The organism is Ensifer sp. LC163 (genome assembly GCF_001695855.1).
Lineage (GTDB): Bacteria > Pseudomonadota > Alphaproteobacteria > Rhizobiales > Rhizobiaceae > Ensifer.
This window is the reverse complement of the sequence record NZ_MBSS01000011.1, coordinates 105,161-128,248: the sequence shown is the minus strand read 5'-3', so window position 1 is coordinate 128,248 and position 23,088 is coordinate 105,161. Positions and strand designations below refer to the sequence as shown.

Below are 23,088 nucleotides of genomic sequence, written 5' to 3'. Positions count from 1 at the left end.
GGGCTTATAGACCCCCATCCTCACAGACGTCAACAGACAATTTCAAAAAACCGACAAGATCGAACAACCAACTGAAAACAAACAACAAATTCAAACGGAAGTTATCAACAGACCAATCCCGGCCAGCAAAACACCCAAACCAGAACCATCGCCAAATCGGCAAAAACTAAAGTCGCGAACCGCGGAAACACCAGCACTCACGATCCCATCCCTTCAAGTACGTCGACAGAAGCCGACTTTCCGCGGGCAAATTGCTCGTTTTCACGACAAGCGGGCCCAAATCCGGGCGGGCGGCGTTTCACCGAAACGTGACGGTTGGCGTCCATGGCGCACATTGACGTCACCGGCACTTGCCTTACCTTCGCGCCGAAACACGGAATGCGGGGGGAGCGTGCGAATGATCGGATGGGCAAGACGATGGGCAGCGGCGGTCGTCGCCACAATCGGCCTTGCCAGCCCGGCGGCTGCCATCGACATCGATAACTGGGCCTCCGTCGTCGCGGAAGCCAAGGGCGAGACGGTCTATTTCAACGCCTGGGGCGGTTCGACCAATATCAATGCCTATATCGCCTGGGCCGGCGAACAGATGAAGGCGCGCTACGGCGTCGATGTCGTGCATGTAAAACTCGACGACACCGCCAAGGCGGTCGCAAGTGTGCTTGCGGAAAAATCGGCGGGCAAGGATGTCGCCGGCACCGTCGATCTCATCTGGATCAATGGCGAGAACTTTGCCGCGATGAAGCGGCAGGGCCTGCTGCTTAGCCCCGGCTGGGCAACAAGGCTTCCGAACTGGGCCTATGTCGACCACGAGACGAAGCCGACGATCCTCACCGATTTCACCGTGCCGACGGAAGGGCTTGAAAGCCCCTGGGGCGGCGCCAAACTCGTTTTCTTCTATGATTCGGCCCGCACGCCGCCGACCGCGCAGCTGCCCGATTCGGCAAAAGACCTGCTTGCCTGGGCAAAAGCTCATCCTGGGCGCTTCTCCTATCCCCAGCCCCCGGATTTCATCGGCTCGTCTTTCCTAAAGCAGGTGTTGATCGAGCTTGTCGACGACCGGAGCAAGTTGCTGAAGCCGGTGGATGAGACAACCTTTCAGACGGATGTGGAGCCACTCTTTGCCTATCTCGACCAGCTGACGCCCTTCTTATGGCGCAAGGGAAAGGCCTATCCGCAGAACTATCCCGATATGAAGCAGAAGCTGGCGGACGGGGAACTCGACATCATCTTCGCGTTCAATCCCGCCGAAGCCTCGGCCGCGATCGCCAATGGCGAACTGCCGGACAGCGTGCGCTCCTTCGTCTTTTCCGGCGGAACCCTCGGCAACACCCATTTTGTCGCCATTCCCTATAATGCCAATGCAAAGGCGGGCGCGCTGCTGCTTGCAGATTTCCTTCTCTCCCCGGAAGCGCAGTTGCGCAAACAGGACGCCCGCTTCTGGGGCGACCCGACAGTGCTGGCGATGCCGAAACTGTCGGACGCGGACCGGGCCGCCTTTGCCGCCCTCGATCTCGGCGTCGCGACATTGCCGCCCGATCGGCTCGGCCCGGCCCTCGACGAACCGCATCCCGACTGGATGGTGCGGATCGAGGCCGAATGGATCCGTCGATATGGCGCCGCCAATTAACCGCGAGCGCCGACACTCTCGACGGACACCCCTGTGAGGGACGCCCTGCGGCGGGGCATCGGCACCGGTCTGGCGGTCATGCTGTGCCTGCCGGTGCTCGCCGGCCTGGCCGGCTCCCTGCTCCCGGCCTTCGGCTACCTGCCGGCACTCGGCGGTACCGAGTTGACACTCGGCCATTTCGAGGAGCTGGCCACCCAACCGCATATCCTGCGCTCGGCCATGATCAGTCTGGCGGCGGGGCTGACCAGCACGCTCCTCGCTTTGGTGGTGGTCGCCACCTTTGTCGCCGGCTTTGCCGGCACGCGGCCGTTTGCCTTCATCAAGCATCTGCTTTCGCCGCTGCTGGCTGTTCCGCACGCCGCATCCGCATTTGCCATCGCCTTGCTGATCGCGCCGTCCGGCTTCCTGCTGCGACTTGTTTCTCCCGAACTCACCGGCTTCCTGCGGCCGCCGGACTGGCTCATCCCGAACGATCCGCTCGGGCTGTCGATGATATCCGGCCTTGTCGGCAAGGAGATCCCCTTTCTGCTGCTGGTGATGCTGGCCGCGCTGCCGCAGCTGCCATTGGCAAATGCGCGACGCTTGATGTCGGCACTCGGCTATGGCCGGGTCCCGGGCTTTGTCGTCGCGCTCTGGCCGCTGCTTTACCGGCAGATCCGGCTGCCGGTTTTCGCGGTGCTGGTCTATTCGAGCTCGGTGGTCGACGTCGCGATGATCCTCGGGCCCCGACTGCCGCCGACGTTGCCGGTGCGCGTCGCCCAATGGCTGGCCGACGACGACGTCGGCGCCCGTTTCCTCGCCTCGGCCGGCGCGGTGCTGCAGCTTGCGCTCAGCCTGTTCGCGATCGTGACTTGGATCGGCGTCGAACGGCTTGGGCGCCTTTGCCACCGGCGCCTGAGTTCTTCGGGAAAACGCCTGTCCGACGATGGACTTCTTCGCCTGGCCGCGGCCGCGATAACGGCCTTGTCTGCGGCGTTCATCTTCGCCGGTCTCGGTCTGCTCGCCCTGTGGTCGATCGCAGGACTATGGCCTTTTCCGGATAGTCTGCCGGCAAGCCTTACACTCAGAGTATGGGGACGCGCCCTTGCGGAGCTCGCCGGACCTCTGGCAACCACCGTTACCATCGGCTTGCTGTCGTCGCTCGTCGCGCTTGCGATTGCCATCGGCCTGCTGTCGCGTAGCGCCAACAATTCCGCCGATCGCTGGCTTCCCGTCTTCCTGCCGTTGCTGGTCCCGGAGATCGCCTTCGTGTTCGGACTGCAGGTCCTGACAGTGGTGGCCGGACTTTCGCCATCGATTGCCACCGTTGCGGCCATGCACCTCGTCTTCGTTCTGCCCTATGTGCTGCTGTCGCTGGCACCGCCGTGGCGGGCGCTCGACCGTCGCTACGAACAGATCGCATCGGGACTGGGCAAGTCGCGATTCAAGATCCTGCTGACCATCCGGTTGCCGATGCTGCTTCGCGCCTGCCTGACGGCATTTGCCGTCGGCTTTGCAGTCTCCGTCAGCCTCTACCTGCCGACGGTGCTGATCGGCGCCGGACGGGTGACGACAATCACCACCGAGGCCGTGGCGCTTTCATCCGGGGGAGATCGGCGCGTCATCGGCGTCTATGCGTTGCTGCAGGCGCTGTTGCCGTTCTTGGGTTTTCTCGTTGCATCGCTGGTGCCGCAATTGCTATTCCGCCACCGACGGGCAATGAGGATTTGAATGCAAACACCAGGCAAGACGACGCCTCTGACTTTGTCCGATGTGACGATCCGGCTCGGCGACCGGGCACTGCTTTCCATTTCGGCGACGGTGATGCCCGGCGACGTGCTGACGATCATGGGCCCATCCGGTTCCGGCAAGTCGACGCTGCTTGCCTATATCGGCGGGTTTCTCGACCCGGCCTTTGTCGCCAGCGGCGCAGTTCTACTCGGGCCGGACGATCTGATCGGCACACCGCCGCAGCAGCGCCACACCGGCATTCTCTTCCAGGACCCGCTGCTGTTTCCGCACCTCTCCGTCGGCGGCAATATCGTCTTTGCCATTCCCGAGGCAATCAAGAGCCGCGACATCAGGCGCCGTCTGGCCGAGGATGCACTTGCTGCGGTCGGGCTCGGCGGGTTCTTCGATCGCGATCCAGAGACCCTGTCGGGTGGGCAAAAAGCGCGCGTCGCCCTCCAGCGCGTGCTTTTATCCGAGCCGCGCCTTCTGCTGCTCGACGAGCCCTTTTCAAAGCTCGACATGGCGCTGCGTCAGCAGACACGCGAACTGGTCTTTGCCAAGGCCCGCTCCGCCGGCCTGCCGACGATCCTTGTGACCCACGACCGAGCGGATGCGGTTGCGGCCGGTGGTGTGCTCATTCATATCGGAGCGGAGACACAAGCGTGACGCTTACCCTGCCTGCCTTGCCGGTTCGCGAGGTCCTGCCTGAGATCGCCGCGGCACTCGATAGGGCCCGCTCCGTCGTGCTTTCGGCACCGCCCGGCGCCGGCAAGACGACGCTCGTGCCGCTCTTCCTGCTCGGACAGTCCTGGCTGAAAGGCGGCAAGATCATCCTGCTCGAACCGCGGCGGCTCGCGGCCCGGGCGGCGGCCGGCCGCATGGCTGAGCTGCTCGGTGAGAAAGTGGGAGAAACCGTCGGCTACCGCATGCGCCTCGACAACCGGATATCGGCAAAAACCCGGATCGAGGTGGTAACCGAAGGGGTCTTTGCCCGCATGATCCTCGACGATCCGGAGCTGGCGGGCGTCTCGGCGGTGCTGTTCGATGAATTTCACGAGCGCTCGCTCGACGCCGATTTCGGCCTGGCGCTGGCGCTCGACGTTCAATCCGCGCTGCGCGACGATCTCAGGATCATCGTCATGTCGGCAACACTCGACGTCGAGCGGGTTGCAGGATTGCTTGGCGATGCCACCGTCATCGAAAGCCAGGGCCGCAGTTTCCCCATCGACATCCGAAACCAGGACCGTGGCGGCGAGAGCGTCGAGGAGGCCGTCGTGCGCGCCATCGTCGAGGCGCATCGCAGCGAGCAGGGCTCGATCCTCGCATTTTTGCCGGGACAGGCCGAAATCACCCGAACCGCGGCACGGCTTGCCGACCGGTTTACAGCCGATACGACAGTCGTTCCTCTTTACGGCAACCTGACGCAGAACGAGCAGGATGCGGCGATCCGGCCGGCGCCGAAAGGCACGCGCAAGATCGTCCTTGCCACCTCGATCGCCGAGACCTCGATCACCATCGACGGCGTGCGGATCGTCATCGACAGCGGCCTGCAGCGACTGCCGGTCTTCGAAGCGTCGACCGGCATCACCCGGCTTGAGACCGTGCGCGTCTCGCGCGCGTCGGCCGATCAGCGCGCCGGCCGAGCCGGACGAACGGAGCCGGGTATCGCCATCCGCCTCTGGCATGCCGGCCAGACCGCGGCGCTTGCCGCCTTCACACCGCCGCAGATCCTGGCAAGCGACCTCTCCGGATTGCTGCTCGACATGGCACACTGGGGCGTCAACGATCCCGCAGCGCTTGCCTTCATCGATCCACCACCGGAAACCACCCTCAAGGAAGCGCGAAAGCTGCTGAGCGAACTCGGCGCGCTCGATGGCTCCGGCGTGCTGACACCGAGGGGACGCAAGATCCGCGATCTGGCCCTGCCCCCGCGCCTTGCGGCGATGGCGGTTTCGGCGGCCGAGGAAGGCCAGGGCGAGGCAGCTTGTCTGCTGGCGGTCATGCTGACGGAGCAAGGCCTCGGCGGCAACGCCATCGATCTCGAGGATCGCTTGCGCCGCTTCCGCCAGGAGCGCGGCGACCGCGCCGAGGCATCGCGCAACCTCGCCCGTCGCATGGCGGCGGAACTCAAAGGGGCGCCAAGGTCGAATGAGCCGGTCCAGCCCGGCGCCTTGCTGATGCACGCCTTCCCCGACCGCATCGCGCTTCAGCGCGGTGGTCGAGGGCGGTTCGTGATGGCCAACGGTCGCGGGGCGGAGATCGCCGAGACCGAGCGCCTTGCGGCAGCGAACATGCTCGTGATCGCCGACTTGACGGGTCGCGCCGGCGGCCAGCGCGTGCTTGCGGCAGCCGAACTTTCGCGCGGCGACGTCGAGGCGCATATGCCCGAGGCGATCGTGCGGGAGGAGCAAAGCGTCTTCGACCGGGCAAGCCGCCAGGTGCGGGCGCGCCGCGTCACAAGATTGGGCGCGATCATCTTCGAGGAAGCGCCGCTTCCAAGACCGACCGGTGAAAGTGCAGCACGGGCACTCGCCGATGGTGTTCGCCAGCTTGGACTGGCGGTTCTGCCGTTTTCCAAGGAGGCGATGCAGCTGCGCGATCGCATCGGCTTCCTGCATCGCTCGATCGGCGAGCCCTGGCCGGATGTTTCCGATGCAGCCCTGCTTGCGACGCTCGAGGACTGGTTCGTTCCGTTTCAGCACGGCGTCACCGCCATCGCCGACATCAAGGCCGGCGCTCTTTCCGAAGGATTGCTGTCGCTGATCCCGCACGAGCGGCAGCGCGACCTTGCGAAACTGGCGCCGACGCATTTCGAGGCGCCGACGGGGCAACGGCATCCGATCCACTACGACGGCGACGAACCGCTTCTTTCCATTCGGGTGCAGGAACTCTTCGGCCTCAAAAAACATCCAACTATCGGCGACGGCCGGTTGCCGCTGCTGCTCGAGCTGATCTCGCCCGGCCGGCAGCCGATCCAGACCACGCGCGACCTGCCGGGTTTCTGGGCGGGGTCGTGGCGAGATGTTCGGGCTGACATGCGCGGGCGCTATCCCAAACACCCCTGGCCGGAGAACCCGGCAGAGGCCGCGCCGACGACACGGGCCAAACCGCGTGGTACATGAGGTAACACCCCGAACGGGGCCACTGCATAATTCCTTAAATCGGAAGCGATTTAAGGGGAAAATTATGCAGCAGATTTAAAGCCAGCGACCTTTGCGCGTCGGATTTGACGCGTGGCGCTGTAATGGGACAAGAGCAGGCATGACGGCAGTGGCGCTGGAACACAATGATCCGACCTCGAACAGAAGCCTGCGCCTGCAGACGCTCATTCGCCTGCGCTGGCTTGCGGTCGGCGGACAGTCGATCGCCGTCATCATCACGACGTTGTGGCTGCAGTTTCCGCTGCCTCTGCTTTCCTGCCTGGTGCTGATTGCCACACTAGCGCTGGTCAATACCTACCTCACCCTGCGCTTTCCGCCGACGCACCGCTTGCGGCCGCCGGCCGCCTTCGCGCTTCTCGGGCTCGACCTGGCGCAGTTGACCGGCCTGCTCTTCATCACCGGCGGGCTCGCCAACCCGTTCGCACCGTTGCTGTGCGTCCCGGTCATCATTTCCTCGGCCTCGCAACCGAAGCCGCACAGCATCGTTCTTGCCGGCCTTGCAGTGATCGGCGTTACCGCCCTTGCCTTCTCGCCGTTCCCCCTGCCCTGGTATCCCGGCACGCTTTTGCTGATGCCGCGGGTGCTGACGGCCGGCATCTGGTTCGCAATCGTGTCGATGACGGCCTTTGCCGCCTTCTACACCTATCGCGTCTCACTTGAAGCGAGCGAACTGTCGGAGGCGCTGACGGCGACCGAACTGGTGCTCCAGCGCGAAAAGCATCTTTCGCAGCTCGACGGCCTGGCCGCGGCCGCCGCCCATGAGCTCGGCACGCCGCTTGCCACCATCAGCGTCGTTGCCAAGGAAATGGAACGGGAACTCGGCGACGACCCGCGCTTCGGTGAGGACGTGCACCTCTTGCGCAGCCAGAGCGAGCGATGCCGCGACATTCTCAAGCGGCTGACGACGCTGTCCTCGGAAAGCGAAGAGCACATGCGGCTTTTGCCGCTATCCTCGCTGATCGAAGAAGTGATGGCGCCGCACCGCGAGTTCGGCATTCATATCAATCTCGTCGAAAAGGGTGACAAGGCAGCGGAACCTGTCGGCAACCGCAACGCCGGGATCCTCTACGGGCTCGGCAACCTGCTGGAAAATGCGGTCGACTATGCCAAGCAGGAAGTGACCGTTACCGTCGAACACACGGCCGAACACGTCAAGGTGACGATCGCGGATGACGGTGACGGATTCGCCCCCGACATTCTGATACGCATCGGCGAACCCTATGTCACGCGAAGGCAGAAGGACGACAGTGCCGGCGGCCTGGGGCTCGGCCTGTTCATCGCCAAGACCCTGCTCGAGCGGTCCGGCGCTCGCCTGCGTTTCGAGAACGGCGGCCCCGATCGCCCCGGCGCCAAGGTCAGCGTCGAATGGCCGCGTGCCCTGATGGATACGAAACTGGCGAAATGACGTTTGGCTGTTTATTGAACCGCATGACAGGAAACCTATAATCTCAGTGAAAACCTTCCGATTTTCGCCCAAGGATTGCGAGAATGACCGAAAAATCGACAGCTTCGCCCAGCACGCATGCCCAGGACGCCGAACTGATCGGACCGGACAGAACGCTGCTGCTCGTCGACGATGATGCGCCGTTCCTTCGACGCCTCGCCCGCGCCATGGAAGCGCGCGGCTTCACCGTCGATATCGCCGAGTCCGTTGCCGAAGGCATCGCCAAGGCAAAAGGCAACCCGCCGAAATACGCCGTCATCGATCTGAGACTCGGCGACGGCAGCGGCCTGGACGTGATCGAGGCGATCCGCAGCCGCCGTGACGACACCCGCATGATCATGCTCACCGGCTACGGCAACATCGCAACGGCCGTGAATGCCGTGAAGCTTGGTGCCGTCGACTATCTCGCCAAGCCGGCTGACGCCGACGACATCTTCGCCGCGCTGGTGCAGCGCCAGGGCGAGCGGGTGGAGCCGCCGGAAAACCCGATGTCGGCCGACCGGGTGCGATGGGAACATATTCAGCGCGTCTACGAGATGTGCGAGCGCAACGTGTCGGAGACAGCGCGCCGGCTCAACATGCACCGCCGGACCCTGCAGCGCATTCTGGCCAAGCGCGCGCCGAAGTAATCAGCCTTCGGCGGACCCGTCGCGGGAGCCGGAAACGATATCGCGAATGGAGTTGCCGAGCTCGCCGTTGCGCTCGGCGGCCCACTCCGCCAGCATCAGCCGCTGGGCGGCGGTGCGGGCAAAGAGCTGCAGCACCGACTTGCGGGTGGCCGGTGCAAGCCGATGTTCCGGTGCGTCGCGGATAATGTGTCCGTCGTAGCCATCCGACAGCAGCAAGCCGCAATCCTCCGGAAAGATATCGAGCGGGACTTCGCCATGGGTGGCGAAGAACAGCCGGTCGCAGTGCTGCCTATAGTCCGGCCATTTGCGATCGACGCGGAAATCCTCAATCGACGTCTTGATCTCCACGATCCAGATTTCGCCCTTTGCCGACAGCGATATGAGATCGGCACGGCGGCCGCTGGCGAGCGTCAATTCCGGCAGCACCGAGTGGCGCAATTCCGCAAAAAGCCGCTGAACCCCGCGACGCACCATGAGCGCGCGATTCGATTGCCGACCGTCCACGAGAGGGTTGTCGCCATGGATAGAGAGAATTGTCATTCGCCTAGACTCTCGTCCGCCACCACTTTTGTTGCAAAAAAGCAAGCGTCACGGAATTTACACTTTCCCGCCGCGTTGTTGCCACGCAATCCCTTGCATAGCCGCATCTAATCGAAAATAACCGGAGTCACTGATGGTCGGGCCGACCCAGTTTTTTCTTCGCTTCTTATTTTAAGAGACTCCTATGCGCTTCCGCAATGCCTTCCTCCTGTGCAGCCTGGCGGCGACACTCGCCATGGCCGGCTGCTCGACAACCTCGACCAAGTCCGAGACGGCAAACGGTGAGCCCGCTCCCGTTGAGCAACAGGTCGCTTCGAATCAGATTTTCTCGGGCGATTATGGCGCAGTTGAGGATCACGGCTACGCGCTGCCCGCCATTCCGATCAACAGGGTCGAAAACCGCTTCCATCGGCAGATCGTCGACTATTCGACGAGCGAACGCCCCGGCACGATCGTCGTCAATACGCCGAATCGCTTCCTCTACTACGTGCTGCCTGGCGGCAAGGCTGTTCGCTACGGCATCGGCGTCGGCAAGGCCGGCTTCGCGTGGGAAGGCGAAGCCTATATCGCCTGGAAGCAGGAATGGCCGATGTGGCACCCGCCGAAGGAAATGGCGGAGCGCAAGCCGGAAGTGGCCAAATATGTCGAAGAAGGCATGGGCCCGGGCCTGAAGAACCCGCTCGGCGCGCGCGCGCTCTATCTCTTCAACGACCAGGGCAAGGACACGCTGTTCCGCCTGCATGGCACCCCGGAGTGGTCGTCGATCGGCACGGCCGCTTCGTCGGGCTGCATCCGCCTGATGAACCAGGACATCATCGATCTCTATTCGCGCGTTCGTCCGGGCAAGAACGCTCGCGTGGTCGTTCAGCAGTAAAACGCGACCAGCAGCATGCAATCAGAAGCCGCCGGGTTCCTCGGCGGCTTTTTTGTTGGCCGGGCATTCTCGCGGTCTCCCCTCGACATTGATACGCAGAGTTGCTCGGCTTCCCGCGCTTCAAATCAGGGTGGCTGGCATCTGATTCCGTTGCGATAATTTGTTCAAAAAACGCGCAACTCGGTCGGAAATTCAGCACGTCATTAAGTAAGAGTTATCTAATTAATTAAAAAGTGTGGCCAAGAGAGACCTAGCCAAGGGGGCCGCCATGCTGATCAAGACCAAGCTCGTAGGTGCGATCGCACTGTTGTCACTCATCGCGATCGGCATTGCCGTCTACAGCCAGCATGCGCTTGCCGAAAACAGCGAGACGATGGATGCGGTCTATGCCGACCGCATTGTGCCGCTGAAGAACCTGAAAGCGACTTCGGACGCATTTGCCGTCTCGATCGTCGATGCGGCGCACAAGGTGCGCAACGGAAACGAGACGATGGAGACCGGCCTGGCCTCGGTCAACGACGCGCGGCAGGTGATAACCGCCAATTGGGACGCCTATGTCGCGACCTCGATGACGCCGGAGGAACACAAACTCGTCGAGAACGCCAAGCAGCAGATGGTGGTCGCGATGGATTCGATCGCAACGCTGACCAAGATCCTGTCCGAGCGTGATTCGGCTGCGCTCGACAGTTTCGTTCGGACGGCGCTCTACGAAACCATCGATCCTTTGACCGAGACCATTTCGGAGATCTCCGACCTGCAAGTTCGCCTGTCGGATGAGATCTTTCAGGAACAGCATCGTGAGTTTGAGACGATACGCACCCTCAGCATCGGTATCATCCTGCTCGTCCTCGTACTGGCTGCCGGAACGTACCTGGTTGTTTCACGTGGGGTGATCGGGCCGCTCGGCAAACAGATCGGCGCGATGCGCAAACTGATCGACGGCCATCTCGACGATGACGGATCAGATGTGACCGGCAAGGACGAAGTCGCGGAAATGGCCCGCGCCATCCAGTCGTTCCGGGAAGCGGCCCGATCCAACCTTCGCCTGCAGGCCGAGGCTGAGGAAAGCCGCCGCAATGGCGAAGCGCAACGCACGAGAATGCAGGTTGAGGCCGAGCAGGCCGCGCAGCAGAGGTTGATCCAGGCGACGTCAGGTCTTGCGACCGGCTTGCAGCGGCTGGCGGACGGTGATCTTGCCGTGCGGCTGGAGGAACCCTTCTCCGCAGAATTCGAGCAATTGCGTCACGACCTCAACAAGGCTGCGGCACAGCTCAACGATGCCATGCTCGCGGTCGCCGACAGCGCCGGCAATATCGGTATGGGCACACGAGAAATCAGCCAGAGCGCCGATGACCTGTCGAAACGCACGGAGCAGCAGGCGGCATCGCTGGAGGAAACGGCAGCGGCTCTCGACCAGATCACCGCCAATGTCAGCAACTCCTCGCGCCGGACGGAGGAAGCGCGTGACGTGGCGGGCGAAGCAAAGACCAGCGCGACGCAATCGGCCGTCGTCGTGGCGAATGCCGTCGAGGCGATGCGACGGATCGAAGAGTCGTCCAGCCAGATTTCGAGCATCATCGGCGTGATCGACGAAATCGCCTTCCAGACCAACCTTTTGGCGCTGAACGCGGGGGTCGAGGCGGCGCGGGCGGGCGAGGCCGGCAAGGGCTTTGCGGTCGTGGCGCAGGAAGTGCGCGAACTGGCGCAGCGCTCGGCAAAAGCCGCCAAGGAGATCAAGGAGCTTATTCGCAGCTCCAGCTCGGAAGTCGAGAGCGGCGTGCGGCTGGTGCGCGACACCGGTGAGGCGCTTAGGACGATCGAAGCGCACGTCATCACCATCAATGAGCATATGGCTGCCATCGCGACATCGGCCCGGGAACAGTCCGTCGGGCTGGCCGAGGTCAATACCGCCGTCAACCAGATGGATCAGGTGACCCAGCGCAACGCCGCCATGGTCGAGGAGGCGAACGCCGCGTCGGCGACCCTCGCCCAGGAGGGCACCAACCTTCGGGCCCTGATCGGGAGGTTCCAACTGTCGGGAGAGAGCAGCGCCGCCCGTCAGACGGAAGGGCGACGGACCGTCCCGCGTTCCGTCGCCACCGCTCAGCACGTGGACGTGAGATCCAGGGCCTCCTCTGCGCGACCCGTCATGCCCGCGGTACACGGCAACACCGCATTGTCGAGCGAGGGCTGGGCGGAGTTCTAACCCGGCTTTCACGAGCCCGGCGCCACCCGATCAGGCGGTCAGCCGGGCCTTCAACTCGCGACGACGGCGGTGCAGGACCGGTTCGGTATAGCCGTTCGGCTGTTCCCGGCCCTTGAGCACCAGCTCGAGTGCCGCCTGGAAGGCGATCGAGCCGTCGAAATTGCCGGCCATCGCGACATAGTGCGGATCATCGGCGTTCTGGCCGTCGACGACGGCGGCCATGCGCTTCATCGTCTCGACCACTTGGCGCTCGGCGACGACACCGTGGTGCAGCCAGTTGGCCATGTGCTGCGCCGAAATCCGCAGCGTGGCGCGATCCTCCATCAGGCCGATGTTGTTGATATCAGGCACCTTGGAGCAACCGACGCCCTGGTCGACCCAGCGCACGACGTAGCCGAGAATACCCTGCGCATTGTTGTCGAGCTCTCGCTGGATCTCGTCCGCCGTCCAGTTCGGACGGGTTGCGACCGGAACCGACAGAATATCGCTGAGCTTGGCCCGGGCCCGGCTCTTCAGGCCAGCCTGGACATCGGTGACATTGACCCGGTGATAGTGGGTGGCGTGCAGGGTCGCCGCGGTCGGCGACGGCACCCAGGCGGTGTTGGCGCCGGCCTTCGGATGCGCGATCTTCTGCTCCAGCATCGCCGCCATCAGGTCGGGCATGGCCCACATGCCCTTGCCGATCTGTGCGTGGCCGGAAAGCCCGCATTCGAGACCGATGTCGACGTTCCAGTTTTCGTAAGCCGCGATCCATGCAGCCTGTTTCATGTCGCCCTTGCGGATCATCGGGCCCGCTTCCATCGAGGTATGGATCTCGTCGCCGGTGCGATCGAGGAAGCCGGTGTTGATGAAGACGACGCGTTCGCGCGCGGCGCGGATGCACTCCTTGAGGTTGACCGTCGTGCGGCGTTCCTCGTCCATGATGCCCATCTTCATGGTGTTCTCAGGCATGCCGAGCGCCGCCTCGACGCGCGAGAAGATCTCGCAGGCGAAGGCGACCTCTTCCGGCCCGTGCATCTTCGGCTTGACGACATACATCGAACCCTCGCGAGAGTTCATGCGGCGGCCGCCCTCGCCAATGTCGTGCAACGCGATCAGCGCGGTTGCCATCGCATCCATGATGCCTTCCGGCACCTCGTTTCCTTCGCGATCAAGGATAGCCGGATTCGTCATCAGGTGCCCGACATTGCGCACGAGCATCAGCGAGCGGCCCGGCAAGGTCAGGGTTCCGCCGCCCGGCGCCGTGTAGACACGGTCGGCGTTGAGACGGCGCGTGAAGGTGCGGCCGCCCTTGGCGACTTCTTCCTCGAGATCGGCCTTCATCAGGCCGAGCCAGTTCCTGTAGACGACGATCTTGTCTTCGGCGTCGACGGCGGCAATGGAGTCTTCGCAATCCATGATCGTGGTGATCGCGGATTCGAGAATGACGTCGGAAATATGGGCCGGGTCATCCTTGCCGATCGGCGTGGTCGCATCGAGAACGACGACGGCATGCAGATTGTTGTGCCGGAGAACGATCTGTGACGGCGCGTCAGCCGAACCCGCATAGCCGGCAAACTGCGCGGAATTGCGAAGCGTCGTCTTCGCTCCGCCTGCAAGCGTTACCGAAAGGCTGCCGGAGGCGATCGTCAGCGACGCGACATCCGTCCAGCTGCCGTTTTCCAGCGGTGCGCTCGCGTCGAGGAAGTCGCGCGCCCAGGCAATGACCTTGGCGCCGCGCTTGGCGTTATAGCCGCGTCCCTTTTCCGCACCGTCTTCGTCGGAAATGGCGTCGGTGCCGTAGAGCGCGTCGTAGAGCGAGCCCCAGCGTGCGTTGGCAGCGTTGAGGGCATAGCGGGCGTTCATGACGGGAACAACGAGTTGCGGACCGGCGATCGTTGCGATCTCCGGATCGACATTGCCTGTCGAAACGGAAAAGCCGGGGCCTTCGGGCAGGAGGTAACCGATCTCCTTCAGAAAGCCCTGATAGGCTTCGAGGTCGCTCGGCGCACCATTTTCGCGATACCAGGCGTCGATCCTGGCCTGCAGATCGTCGCGCTTGGCGAGCAAGGCGCGGTTCTTCGGCGCAAGGCCATGAACGATCTCCGCCAGCGCGGCAAAAAACCGCTCGGCATCGACGCCCGTGCCCGGCATCGCCTCGTCGACCAGAAAGTCATGCAGACCAGCATCGATCTTCAATCCGTACTTCTCAATGCGGTCCATCTTCTAACTCCTTAAAATAGGCCATTCGCGCGCGTGAAAGGCCGGCAGTTTCTCACCAATTCATTCCCTGTCAATTCAGCAAGGATGCTAAGAATTGTTTCCAAAATCGAAAAGATCATCCATGGGCGATGCGCGGCCTGCCGCTCGCGGACGCGATGAAGCGTGCCTCGACCAGCTTGCGGCTTCCCTCGACCTCGGGGGCGTCGATCTCTTCCCGCAGCATCGAGGCCGGCTCGTCGGCACCGTTGGTGCGAGCAGCTTCGAGCGCCATCGTTTCGGCACGACGCCGCGCCGCTGAAAACGCCTGCTCCTGATCAAGAAAACGCTCGCTCACCCCCGCCCCGTTGACAATGAAGATGCCCTCTTCCGGTGTGGTGACGAACACGGTGACGGATGCCCGCACCTGGCCGACGACCGCACCCACCGCATTCGCCACGTCGGCCTCATCAGGAATAGCAGGCTCAGTGCCGAGCATGCCGGCGATGGCGGGATAATAGACCGGAGCCGAGGCGCCTAGGCCGACGAGTGGGCGATCGAGACCGATCGAAAATCGCACGATGCCCGGCGCGCGCCTGAGCGCACGGTCGACCGCCTGCGAGACCGCCGGGTCGATGGCCCCCGCCCCGTCTTCGCCGAGACAGGCCTGCAGGATGACTTCGGACGATTGGCGCGTGACGCGGTCGACGATCATCTCAGCCATTTTCTCGGGGGATGCGGCAATCGGCTGGCCAGAGCCGTCGCGGGTGCGCGCCGCAAGTTCGATGCCGAGACGCGCACCCTCGGCGCTCCATTGCGACTGTCGGCCGAGCACATGCATCGCGTCGGAGGGCGTCAGCCCGCAGATATGGACCAGGCCTCGCGCCACCAGCCGGTCCAGCGTTGCCCGCTGCGGCGTGGATGTCAGCAGGTTTTCCAGCGAGATCGGCACTGCGCCGATGCGCTCGTAAAGCGCCTGCTCCTGTGGTTGCAGACCGCTGGCCAGGTGGTCGGGGAGACCGGTGCGTACGGCCAGCCGACCGTTGTGACGGCCGACATGCTGAGCTCGCAACTGCCTTTCGAGCACGGACAACACCGCATCGCCATGCAATGCAGCCGCAAGGCTGAGCGGCATCAGCCGCCGCGGCCCAAGATCGATCTTCGCTTTCAGCCCGCGATCATTGATGCGAACCTCCGAATCGCCGCCGAGACCATAGGTCCGCATCGCCACCGCCTCGACCATGGTGCGGAAGCCGCCGACCACCGCACCTTCGGCGTCGAGCCGCGGACGACCCCGGTCGAGCACAGCGACATCCGTCGTTGTGCCGCCGATATCCGAGACGACGGCATTGTCGAGGCCGGTCAGGTGCCGCGCGCCGACAAGGCTGGCGGCGGGTCCGGAGAGGATCGTCTCGATCGGCCGGAGCCTCGCCTCTTCGGCCGAGATCAAGGCGCCATCGCCGCGCACCACCATCATTGGCACATCGATGCCACGGGATTTCAGAAAGCCTTCGCAAGAGCCGATCAGGCGGTCGATCATCGAGACGAGCCGGGCGTTCAGAAGTGTCGTCAGCGCCCGGCGCGGGCCACCGAGCTTTGAAGAGAGCTCATGGCTGCAGGTGACCGGCAGATGCGAGACTTCGCGGATGCGGTCGCGCACCCGCTTCTCGTGATCCGGATTGCGGACGGCGAAATAGCCGGCGATCGCGAAGGAGGAAACCTGAGCGGCCAGGATCGGCAGGGCCTCGTCAAGCGCGGTCATGTCGAGTGGCGTCTCGCCGCCGTGAACGTTGTGACCGCCCGGCAGGAATATGACCGGATCGGAGCCGAGCGCGTCCTGCAGCCCGTCGCGCTTGAGGTCGTCGGGGCCAAAGCCGATCATCACCAGGCCGGCACGGCCGCCCTGGCCCTCGACGAGCGCGTTGGTGGCAAGGGTGGTCGACAACGACACGAGGCTGATGGCGGAGGCCGGGACATCTGCCTTTTGCAACACCTGCTCGACCGCGCCGGAAATCCCGACGGCCAGATCGTGCCGCGTCGTCAGCGCCTTTGCCTTGGCGACGACACCCGCCGTTTCGCTGAAGAGAACGGCGTCGGTGTAGGTTCCACCGGTATCGATGCCGAGAAGAAAATGGGACGTCAATTCAAACCAGTCCAGTGTTTCGGCCGGGGCAGCCCGGGTTCATTGGGGATCGATCCGGTGATATGACATATTGGAAGAGAAGGCCATCGTGTCGCGGACATTCGCGATCAGCAGAGCGACATGATACGAACGGGGGTGCGGCATGACATTTTCCAGAGGTTCGGCGGTCGCCGGCATGCTTGCCGCGGCATTGCTTTTCGCCCAGCCCGGCGGCGCACAGGACGCAGCCGAGGAAGAGGAATACAAGCCGCAACTGCCCGATGTGTCGATCTACAAGGCGATGCTCGATGCCAACAAGCAGACGGGGTGGATCCAGTTTCGCAACTACGACGACCGGCAGCTGATCTATTTTACCGCATTGCAAACGATGCATTGCCGGCTATCGGAAATCCGCTACTCGATCAATTCGGACGCTCTCGACAAGCGCTTCCCGCTGGCCAAGTGCAATCCGCAGATCCCCTTCAACCTGCCCGCCGACGAAACGGCCGAGTATGTCTACATCTCACTGCCCGCAAACGAAGCCAAGACGCTGACGATCCAGGCGGTCTGGGACGACGGCGCCGGCAGCGAGATCGTCGTCTACAAGCCCTGCGACAATGTCGGGGATGCGACCTGTGCCGCGATCAAGACGATCAAGAAGCCATCGAAGCAACTGCCACAGCCGATGCCCGCCGACTCACCGGTACGCGGCGTACAATCGCCCATTCCCGGCAAGACCTTCAGCGAACCGAAACCCTCATCGGCAAGCCGCCCCGCGGTTGAGTAGTCAGCCTCTGCACCGGCCATGGCTGCGTTTCTTCGGTAACGTCGAAGCGGAACCGGTGCATCAGGACGGCAAGGGCGATGACGGCCTCCTGCAGCGCGAAGGTCGCGCCGATGCAGATGCGTGGCCCCGCCCCGAAAGGCAGATACTGAAAGCGGTGCAGCTTCTCGCGGTTTTCCGGCAGGAAACGCTCGGGCATGAAAGCACGTGGGCGGTCCCAGTAGAGCACGTGTCGATGCAGTGTCCATGGCATCACCAGCACCGCAATCCCCTTGGGTATCCGCACACGCTCGCCGGTCGGCGATGTCCACTCGTCGTCCTCGATCGCAGCGCGATTGATCGATGGCGCCGGCGGGTAGAGCCGCATCGCCTCCTCGAAGGCGGCCAGCACATGCGGCATCAGGTTCAGCCATTCGACCGGTTCGGCACCGCTCCTGAGCACCTCATCGATCTCCGCCTCCATGGTCTCGCGGAAAGCCGGCGTGTTGGCGACGCAATAGAGCGTCCAGGCAAGCGCCCGGGCGGTGGTCTCGTGCCCCGCGCCGATGAAGGTGAGGATATTGTCCTCGATCTCCGCGGTCGAAAGACCATTCGCGCCCTCCGTCTGCAGCAGCAGGGTAAGGAAATCGTTGGGCGTGCCGGCGGGGTCCGTCGCCATGCGCCGGCGTCTCAGCGCCATCGTTTCCGAAACGATCGCGCGAAAGCGGTTCATGACCTTCTTGCCGCCGATGCGCGTCAGGCGTGGCAGCCATTCCGGCGCCAACAGAATGTCCATCGGGTCGACGCGCCCCATGCGGTGGAGAAGCTCTTCGACACTCTGGACGAAGCCCTCCCTTTCGACCGCGACCTCGCCGGAAAACAGCGTTTCCGCCAGGATATCGAAGGTCAGTTCGGTCATGTCGCTGGCGACATTGGTGGTGAACGGTTTCACCTTCGCCTGCGCGTAGCGCTCGACGAACTCTTCCGACCGACGCAGCATCTGCCCGGCAAATCCCTTGGCGTGGCGCGGGGTGAACACCGGCGCAATCGCCTTGCGCGACCGTTTCCAGATCTCGCCTTCGGCAGTCAGAAGACCGTCGCGCAGGATCGGGCGAAGGATCAGCCGCCGGACCTTAGACATCTCATAGTTGCCGACGTTTTCGACGAGGATATAGCGGATGAGGCCGGGATCGTTGACGATCAGGGTGCGCTGGGTGATGAACCTGGTCTCGATCCACGGCAGCGTGTAGGATGGCTCGCCCCAGAGTTCGAGCGGATTGCGCAGAACGGTCTTGATGATCTTCAGGTAGGACGGCACGCCGACCCGAGGAATGGGAGCCGGTGGTTCGAAGGGCTCCGGACGCACGTCCATGGTGATAGGCCTTTCTCGATTGCGCCAGGATTTCAGGTTTTTACGGCGCAATCAAGGAAAGTGCTTCACGTGAATCACAACAGGCCTTCGAGCTCTTGAAGCTTGTCGTTCACCAGCCAGCCGTAATAGTTTTCCTCGGGCCACTGGGTCTCGCCGCCCTGGTTCCTGGCGGCAAGGGCTGCTGCGCGGCGATCGGGGTTGCCGATATTGTAGAGCGTGGCGGTGACGCCGGGATTGCCTGAAATGTCGACGCCGGCGACGGACTTGTAGACGTCGATCGAGTGGCGGATCGAGGCGGCCATATAGGCGAGCGAGACATCAGGATCCATGATCGCCTCATAGACGCCGGCGGCGTTGTTCTCGTCGAGCCGCTCGTAGCCCGACGTCTTCGACACGATATCGGTCAGCATCAGGGCGGTCAGCGGATTGATCTGCCCAAGACCGAAGGTCTGGCCGGCAAAGAAAGGCTGGAAGAAGACGGCACTGAAGCGATTGTCCGGAAAGGACTTGCCACCGACGGATTTGCCGCGGAACTCGCTGTCCCAGACCCGCTCGCGGCAGCTCCACAGCGAATAGGAACTCTTCTTTCCCGTGCAGTCGGCAAACTGCGGACGGGCGACGAAATCAGCCACCGTCTCGCCGTCATAACCGAACTGGAAGCTGTTGCCGGCATAGGCCGCGGCCTTGACGTAATAGGACTGCAGCCGATCGTAGGCGTCGACATTATAGGTGTGTTCGCCGACGATGGCGCCGATCATGTGGATCGGCGCGATGCCATAGGCGCGTGACGTCGACTTGATCTTGCTGATCAGCTGCCGGTCATTGGCAAGCAGATCCCGCACCTTCTCGTATTTGGCATCGAAGGATGTGCGGCCGGCCTTGGTGCGGCGAACGGATGCGCCCGGGATGCCGGGTTGTTCGACGTTCCGGTTGCCCGGCGGAACAACATTGGCCGCCATCGTCTGGCCTGCGGTCAGGCAAAACGTGGCGATAGCGAGCATGCAGGCGGTAAAACGCACGATCTCTTCTTCCTATGAACGGTGGAGACGCCATATCCGGCGGCGCGGCTCCTACGACAGGATCATGTCGGAATAATGCCTCCGGCCACAATCGATTGCGGTTTCCGTGTTAGAAAAAATGAAGGCGCCTGTCGAGAGACGGGCGCCTTGCATCTTCACAGTTGCCGACACGCAAAGTACTGCGGCGACCCCTGCGTTACATCCTGTAACGCCAGCGTTACAGGATGTAACGCGACAGGTCGGTGTTGGCGGCGAGATCGCCGACATGCTTGCGGACATATTCCGCATCGATCGTTACACCCTGGCCGGCACGGTCCGGGGCGTTGAACGAGATTTCGTCCAATACACGCTCCATCACTGTCTGCAGGCGCCGGGCGCCGATGTTCTCGACGCTTGAGTTGAGCTGAACGGCCACGTCGGCCAGCGCATCGATGGCGTCGTCGGTGAAGTCGAGCTTCACTTCTTCCGTCTCGAGCAGCGCCTTGTACTGGCGGATGAGGCTCACCTCGGTCTCCGTCAGGATGCGGCGGAAGTCTTCCTTCGTCAGCGCGCGCAGCTCGACCCGGATCGGCAGTCGGCCCTGCAGCTCGGGCAAAAGGTCGGAAGGCTTCGACACATGGAACGCGCCCGACGCGATGAAGAGAATGTGGTCGGTCTTCACCGGTCCATACTTGGTCGCCACCGTCGTACCTTCGACCAGCGGCAACAGATCCCGCTGCACGCCTTCGCGCGATACGCCGGCGCCCATGCCGCCTTCGCGCGACGCGATCTTGTCGATCTCGTCGAGGAAGACGATGCCGTCGTCCTCGACCGCCCGCACCGCCTCGCGCTGGATCTGCTCATTGTCGAGCAGCTTGTCGGACTCGTCGTTGACAAGCACCTCGTAGGAAGCCTTGACCGTCGTCTTGACCTTCTTGGTGCGTGCGCCAAGCGCCTTGCCGAACATTTCCGACAGGTTCAGCACGCCGATATTGGCGCCCGGCATGCCCGGGATTTCGAAGCCGCCCGGCGCACCGGTCTCGGCGACGTCGACCTCGATTTCCTTGTCGTCCAGCTCGTTGGCGCGCAGCTTCTTGCGGAACGAATCGCGCGTTGCGGGCGAGGCCGTGGCGCCGACCAGTGCGTCGAGCACGCGCTCCTCGGCATTCTGATGGGCCTTCGCCTTGACTTCCGCCCGGCGCTTTTCGCGCACGAGACCGATGCCGACTTCGACGAGGTCACGGACGATCTGCTCGACGTCGCGGCCGACGTAGCCGACTTCGGTGAACTTGGTCGCCTCGACCTTGACGAAGGGCGCGCCGGCAAGTTTCGCCAGGCGGCGGGAGATTTCCGTCTTGCCGACGCCGGTCGGCCCGATCATCAGGATGTTCTTCGGCATGACCTCGTCGCGCAGCTCGTCACCGAGCTGCTGGCGCCGCCAGCGATTGCGCAACGCAATCGCGACCGCGCGCTTGGCGTCGTTCTGGCCGATGATGAAACGATCGAGTTCCGACACGATTTCTCTGGGTGAAAAAGTACTCATGAATTCCTCTCAAACTCGGTCCGCGTCAGCTCCATCAGGAGTGTGCGGCCGGATGCATCTATCCATTCGCCAAAGGGCACGAAGCCCGCTTTCGCATAGGCCCTGACGGCCCTTCTGTTACCCGCATCGGGGTCGATCACGATCCGTGGTGCGCCGGCGGCAAAAAGCGTCTGCGCGAAGGCCCGCAAGGCCAGCGACGCCACGCCTTTTCCGGTCATCTCCGGCGGCCCGATGAAAATATCGACGCCGGGGACATCGGTTGGCAGCTCCTTCGCCCACGGCTCTTCGTCATATTGGGACGGTGTCCAGGACTGGATGTAGCCTGCCGGCTCGCCGGCGACGTGGAAGATGAAGCCATCCACCTCGCCCGTGGCGCAGCCGTCGCGGATCAGCTCGACTTCCTTGTCCGGATCACCCCACCATTGCCGGACATGCGGCTCGCTCAGCCAGCCATGCAGCATCGGCAGGTGGTTATCGGCCACCCGCTCGAAGCTGACATGAACCTGGTCAGTTGGCATCCAGCGTCTCCACCACGACATTGTGGTTGGTATAGACGCAGATGTCGCCTGCGATTTCGAGTGCCCGGCGGGCGATGTCCTCGGCCGACTTGTTGCTGTCCATCAGGGCGCGGGCCGCGGCAAAGGCGTAATTGCCGCCCGAGCCGATGGCGATCGTTCCATGTTCCGGCTCCAGCACGTCGCCGTTGCCGGTAATCGCCAGCGTGATCGACTTGTCGGCGACCAGCATCATGGCTTCCAGATTGCGCAGATACTTGTTCGTGCGCCAATCCTTGGCGAGCTCCACCGCCGCGCGCATCAGCTGGTCGGGGTATTGTTCGAGCTTGGCTTCGAGCCGCTCCAGAAGCGTGAAGGCGTCGGCCGTCGCCCCGGCAAAGCCGGCGATCACGTCGCCCTTGGCAAGGCGCCGCACCTTGCGGGCATTGCTCTTCATCACCGTCTGCCCAAGGCTGACCTGGCCGTCGCCGGCCATGACCACCTTGCCGTCCTTGCGCACCGTGATGATGGTGGTCGCATGCATCGTTCCGTAGGGATTGTGTTCACTCATTAAAGATACCTGTCGGCCCCAGAACCAGGGGCGTTGGGGGGCTCGAACGAGCCTGGTTGCTTGAAGCCTATGTAAGTGCGCCAAACGCGATTGCAAATGCCGTCCAGCCACGCAGTTGACCGCAAATTGGGCGCCTGCCCGAATCGTTCGAATCTCGGTCGCGGTTCTGGATATTTTCCGCCTCCCCTGATAAGGAGCGGCTCCAGCGCATACAGGAGAGCCTGATGGCAGAAGCCACGTCCAGCCGCACCGGCCAAGTTTCGCGAAAGACCAATGAAACTGCCGTGTCCGTATCCGTCAACATCGATGGAACCGGAACGTCGAAGATTGCGACCGGAGTCGGCTTCTTCGACCACATGCTGGACCAGCTCTCCCGACATTCGCTGATCGACATGGAGATCAAGACCGACGGCGACCTCTACGTCGACGATCACCACACCGTCGAAGACACCGGCATTGCCATCGGCCAGGCCATCGCCAAGGCGCTTGGCGACCGGCGCGGCATTACCCGCTATGCCTCGCTCGATCTTGCCATGGATGAGACAATGACCCGTGCGGCGGTGGATGTGTCCGGCCGGCCGTTCCTCGTCTGGAACGTGACCTTCACCTCGCCGAAGATCGGCACGTTCGACACCGAACTGGTGCGCGAATTCTTCCAGGCGCTCGCCCAGAATGCCGGGATCACGCTGCATGTCCAGAACATCTACGGCGCCAACAACCATCATATCGCCGAGACCTGCTTCAAGTCCGTCGCCCGCGTGCTTCGCACGGCAACCGAAATCGATCCGCGCCAGGCCGGCCGCGTTCCCTCGACCAAGGGTACGCTTGCCTGAGCGGTCATTATCTGGCTGATGAC

18 protein-coding genes are annotated in these 23,088 nt (G+C 63.2%); 10 read left to right on the top strand and 8 right to left on the bottom strand.

Going from position 1 to position 23,088, the window contains the following annotated elements:
• The first annotated feature begins 397 nt into the window (after nucleotides 1-397).
• From BC360_RS09870 to BC360_RS09845, 6 genes are all read left to right on the top strand, one after another.
• Nucleotides 398-1,627 (top strand): ABC transporter substrate-binding protein, encoded by a 1,230-nt coding sequence (locus BC360_RS09870; protein WP_065795097.1) that lies wholly within the window; start codon nucleotides 398-400, stop codon nucleotides 1,625-1,627.
• A 33-nt stretch (nucleotides 1,628-1,660) separates the two neighbouring features.
• Nucleotides 1,661-3,337 (top strand): ABC transporter permease, encoded by a 1,677-nt coding sequence (locus BC360_RS09865; RefSeq protein WP_413813736.1) that lies wholly within the window; start codon nucleotides 1,661-1,663, stop codon nucleotides 3,335-3,337.
• On the top strand, nucleotides 3,338-4,003 hold the full coding sequence (locus BC360_RS09860) for an ATP-binding cassette domain-containing protein (protein ID WP_065795096.1): 666 nt from the start codon (nucleotides 3,338-3,340) through the stop codon (nucleotides 4,001-4,003).
• The gene (hrpB, locus tag BC360_RS09855; protein ID WP_065795095.1) at nucleotides 4,000-6,459 is read left to right on the top strand and encodes an ATP-dependent helicase HrpB; all 2,460 of its coding nucleotides are present in this window, start codon (nucleotides 4,000-4,002) and stop codon (nucleotides 6,457-6,459) included. Before BC360_RS09860 ends, hrpB begins: the two co-directional genes overlap by 4 nt.
• A 139-nt stretch (nucleotides 6,460-6,598) precedes the next feature.
• A complete protein-coding gene (locus tag BC360_RS09850; RefSeq protein ID WP_065781637.1) occupies nucleotides 6,599-7,903 on the top strand; it encodes an ActS/PrrB/RegB family redox-sensitive histidine kinase in 1,305 nt (434 codons plus the stop codon).
• An 83-nt stretch (nucleotides 7,904-7,986) separates the two neighbouring features.
• Nucleotides 7,987-8,571 (top strand): ActR/PrrA/RegA family redox response regulator transcription factor, encoded by a 585-nt coding sequence (locus BC360_RS09845; RefSeq protein WP_025425369.1) that lies wholly within the window; start codon nucleotides 7,987-7,989, stop codon nucleotides 8,569-8,571.
• Here BC360_RS09845 and BC360_RS09840 read toward each other — a convergent pair whose 3' ends face one another.
• The gene (locus BC360_RS09840) at nucleotides 8,572-9,111 is read right to left on the bottom strand and encodes an MmcB family DNA repair protein (RefSeq protein ID WP_065795094.1); all 540 of its coding nucleotides are present in this window, start codon (nucleotides 9,109-9,111) and stop codon (nucleotides 8,572-8,574) included.
• 184 nt (nucleotides 9,112-9,295) lie between these two features.
• On the opposite strand from BC360_RS09840, the gene BC360_RS09835 reads away from it, so the two are divergent.
• On the top strand, nucleotides 9,296-9,985 hold the full coding sequence (locus BC360_RS09835) for a L,D-transpeptidase (RefSeq protein WP_065781634.1): 690 nt from the start codon (nucleotides 9,296-9,298) through the stop codon (nucleotides 9,983-9,985).
• A 268-nt stretch (nucleotides 9,986-10,253) separates the two neighbouring features.
• Entirely contained in the window at nucleotides 10,254-12,191 is a 1,938-nt protein-coding gene (locus BC360_RS09830) for a methyl-accepting chemotaxis protein (protein ID WP_065795093.1), read from the top strand.
• A gap of 30 nt (nucleotides 12,192-12,221) precedes the next feature.
• On the opposite strand, the gene BC360_RS09825 is transcribed toward BC360_RS09830, so the two are convergent.
• Complete coding sequence (locus BC360_RS09825) at nucleotides 12,222-14,393, bottom strand: malate synthase G (protein ID WP_065795092.1); 2,172 nt, start codon at nucleotides 14,391-14,393, stop codon at nucleotides 12,222-12,224.
• A gap of 115 nt (nucleotides 14,394-14,508) precedes the next feature.
• Nucleotides 14,509-16,512 carry a hydantoinase/oxoprolinase N-terminal domain-containing protein gene (locus tag BC360_RS09820; protein ID WP_065781631.1) on the bottom strand — a complete coding sequence of 668 codons (2,004 nt, stop codon included), beginning with the start codon at nucleotides 16,510-16,512 and terminating at the stop codon, nucleotides 14,509-14,511.
• 142 nt (nucleotides 16,513-16,654) lie between these two features.
• On the opposite strand from BC360_RS09820, the gene BC360_RS09815 reads away from it, so the two are divergent.
• Nucleotides 16,655-17,278 (top strand): hypothetical protein, encoded by a 624-nt coding sequence (locus tag BC360_RS09815; RefSeq protein WP_139109980.1) that lies wholly within the window; start codon nucleotides 16,655-16,657, stop codon nucleotides 17,276-17,278.
• Here the strand turns inward: BC360_RS09815 and BC360_RS09810 are convergent.
• From BC360_RS09810 to hslV, 5 genes are all read right to left on the bottom strand, one after another.
• Nucleotides 17,232-18,626 carry a cytochrome P450 gene (locus tag BC360_RS09810; protein ID WP_065781629.1) on the bottom strand — a complete coding sequence of 465 codons (1,395 nt, stop codon included), beginning with the start codon at nucleotides 18,624-18,626 and terminating at the stop codon, nucleotides 17,232-17,234. The genes BC360_RS09815 and BC360_RS09810 overlap by 47 nt on opposite strands.
• A 74-nt stretch (nucleotides 18,627-18,700) precedes the next feature.
• Nucleotides 18,701-19,645 carry a DUF1402 family protein gene (locus BC360_RS09805; RefSeq protein ID WP_139109979.1) on the bottom strand — a complete coding sequence of 315 codons (945 nt, stop codon included), beginning with the start codon at nucleotides 19,643-19,645 and terminating at the stop codon, nucleotides 18,701-18,703.
• A 217-nt stretch (nucleotides 19,646-19,862) separates the two neighbouring features.
• The gene (gene hslU / locus BC360_RS09800; protein WP_065781627.1) at nucleotides 19,863-21,167 is read right to left on the bottom strand and encodes an ATP-dependent protease ATPase subunit HslU; all 1,305 of its coding nucleotides are present in this window, start codon (nucleotides 21,165-21,167) and stop codon (nucleotides 19,863-19,865) included.
• A complete protein-coding gene (locus BC360_RS09795; protein ID WP_065781626.1) occupies nucleotides 21,164-21,685 on the bottom strand; it encodes a GNAT family N-acetyltransferase in 522 nt (173 codons plus the stop codon). The genes hslU and BC360_RS09795 overlap by 4 nt, the downstream gene beginning before the upstream one ends.
• On the bottom strand, nucleotides 21,675-22,232 hold the full coding sequence (hslV, locus tag BC360_RS09790) for an ATP-dependent protease subunit HslV (protein ID WP_065781625.1): 558 nt from the start codon (nucleotides 22,230-22,232) through the stop codon (nucleotides 21,675-21,677). Before hslV ends, BC360_RS09795 begins: the two co-directional genes overlap by 11 nt.
• A gap of 224 nt (nucleotides 22,233-22,456) precedes the next feature.
• On the opposite strand from hslV, the gene hisB reads away from it, so the two are divergent.
• Nucleotides 22,457-23,065: an imidazoleglycerol-phosphate dehydratase HisB gene (gene hisB, locus BC360_RS09785; RefSeq protein WP_065795090.1), complete on the top strand. Its 609-nt coding sequence runs from the start codon at nucleotides 22,457-22,459 to the stop codon at nucleotides 23,063-23,065.
• The last annotated feature ends 23 nt before the right edge of the window (nucleotides 23,066-23,088 follow it).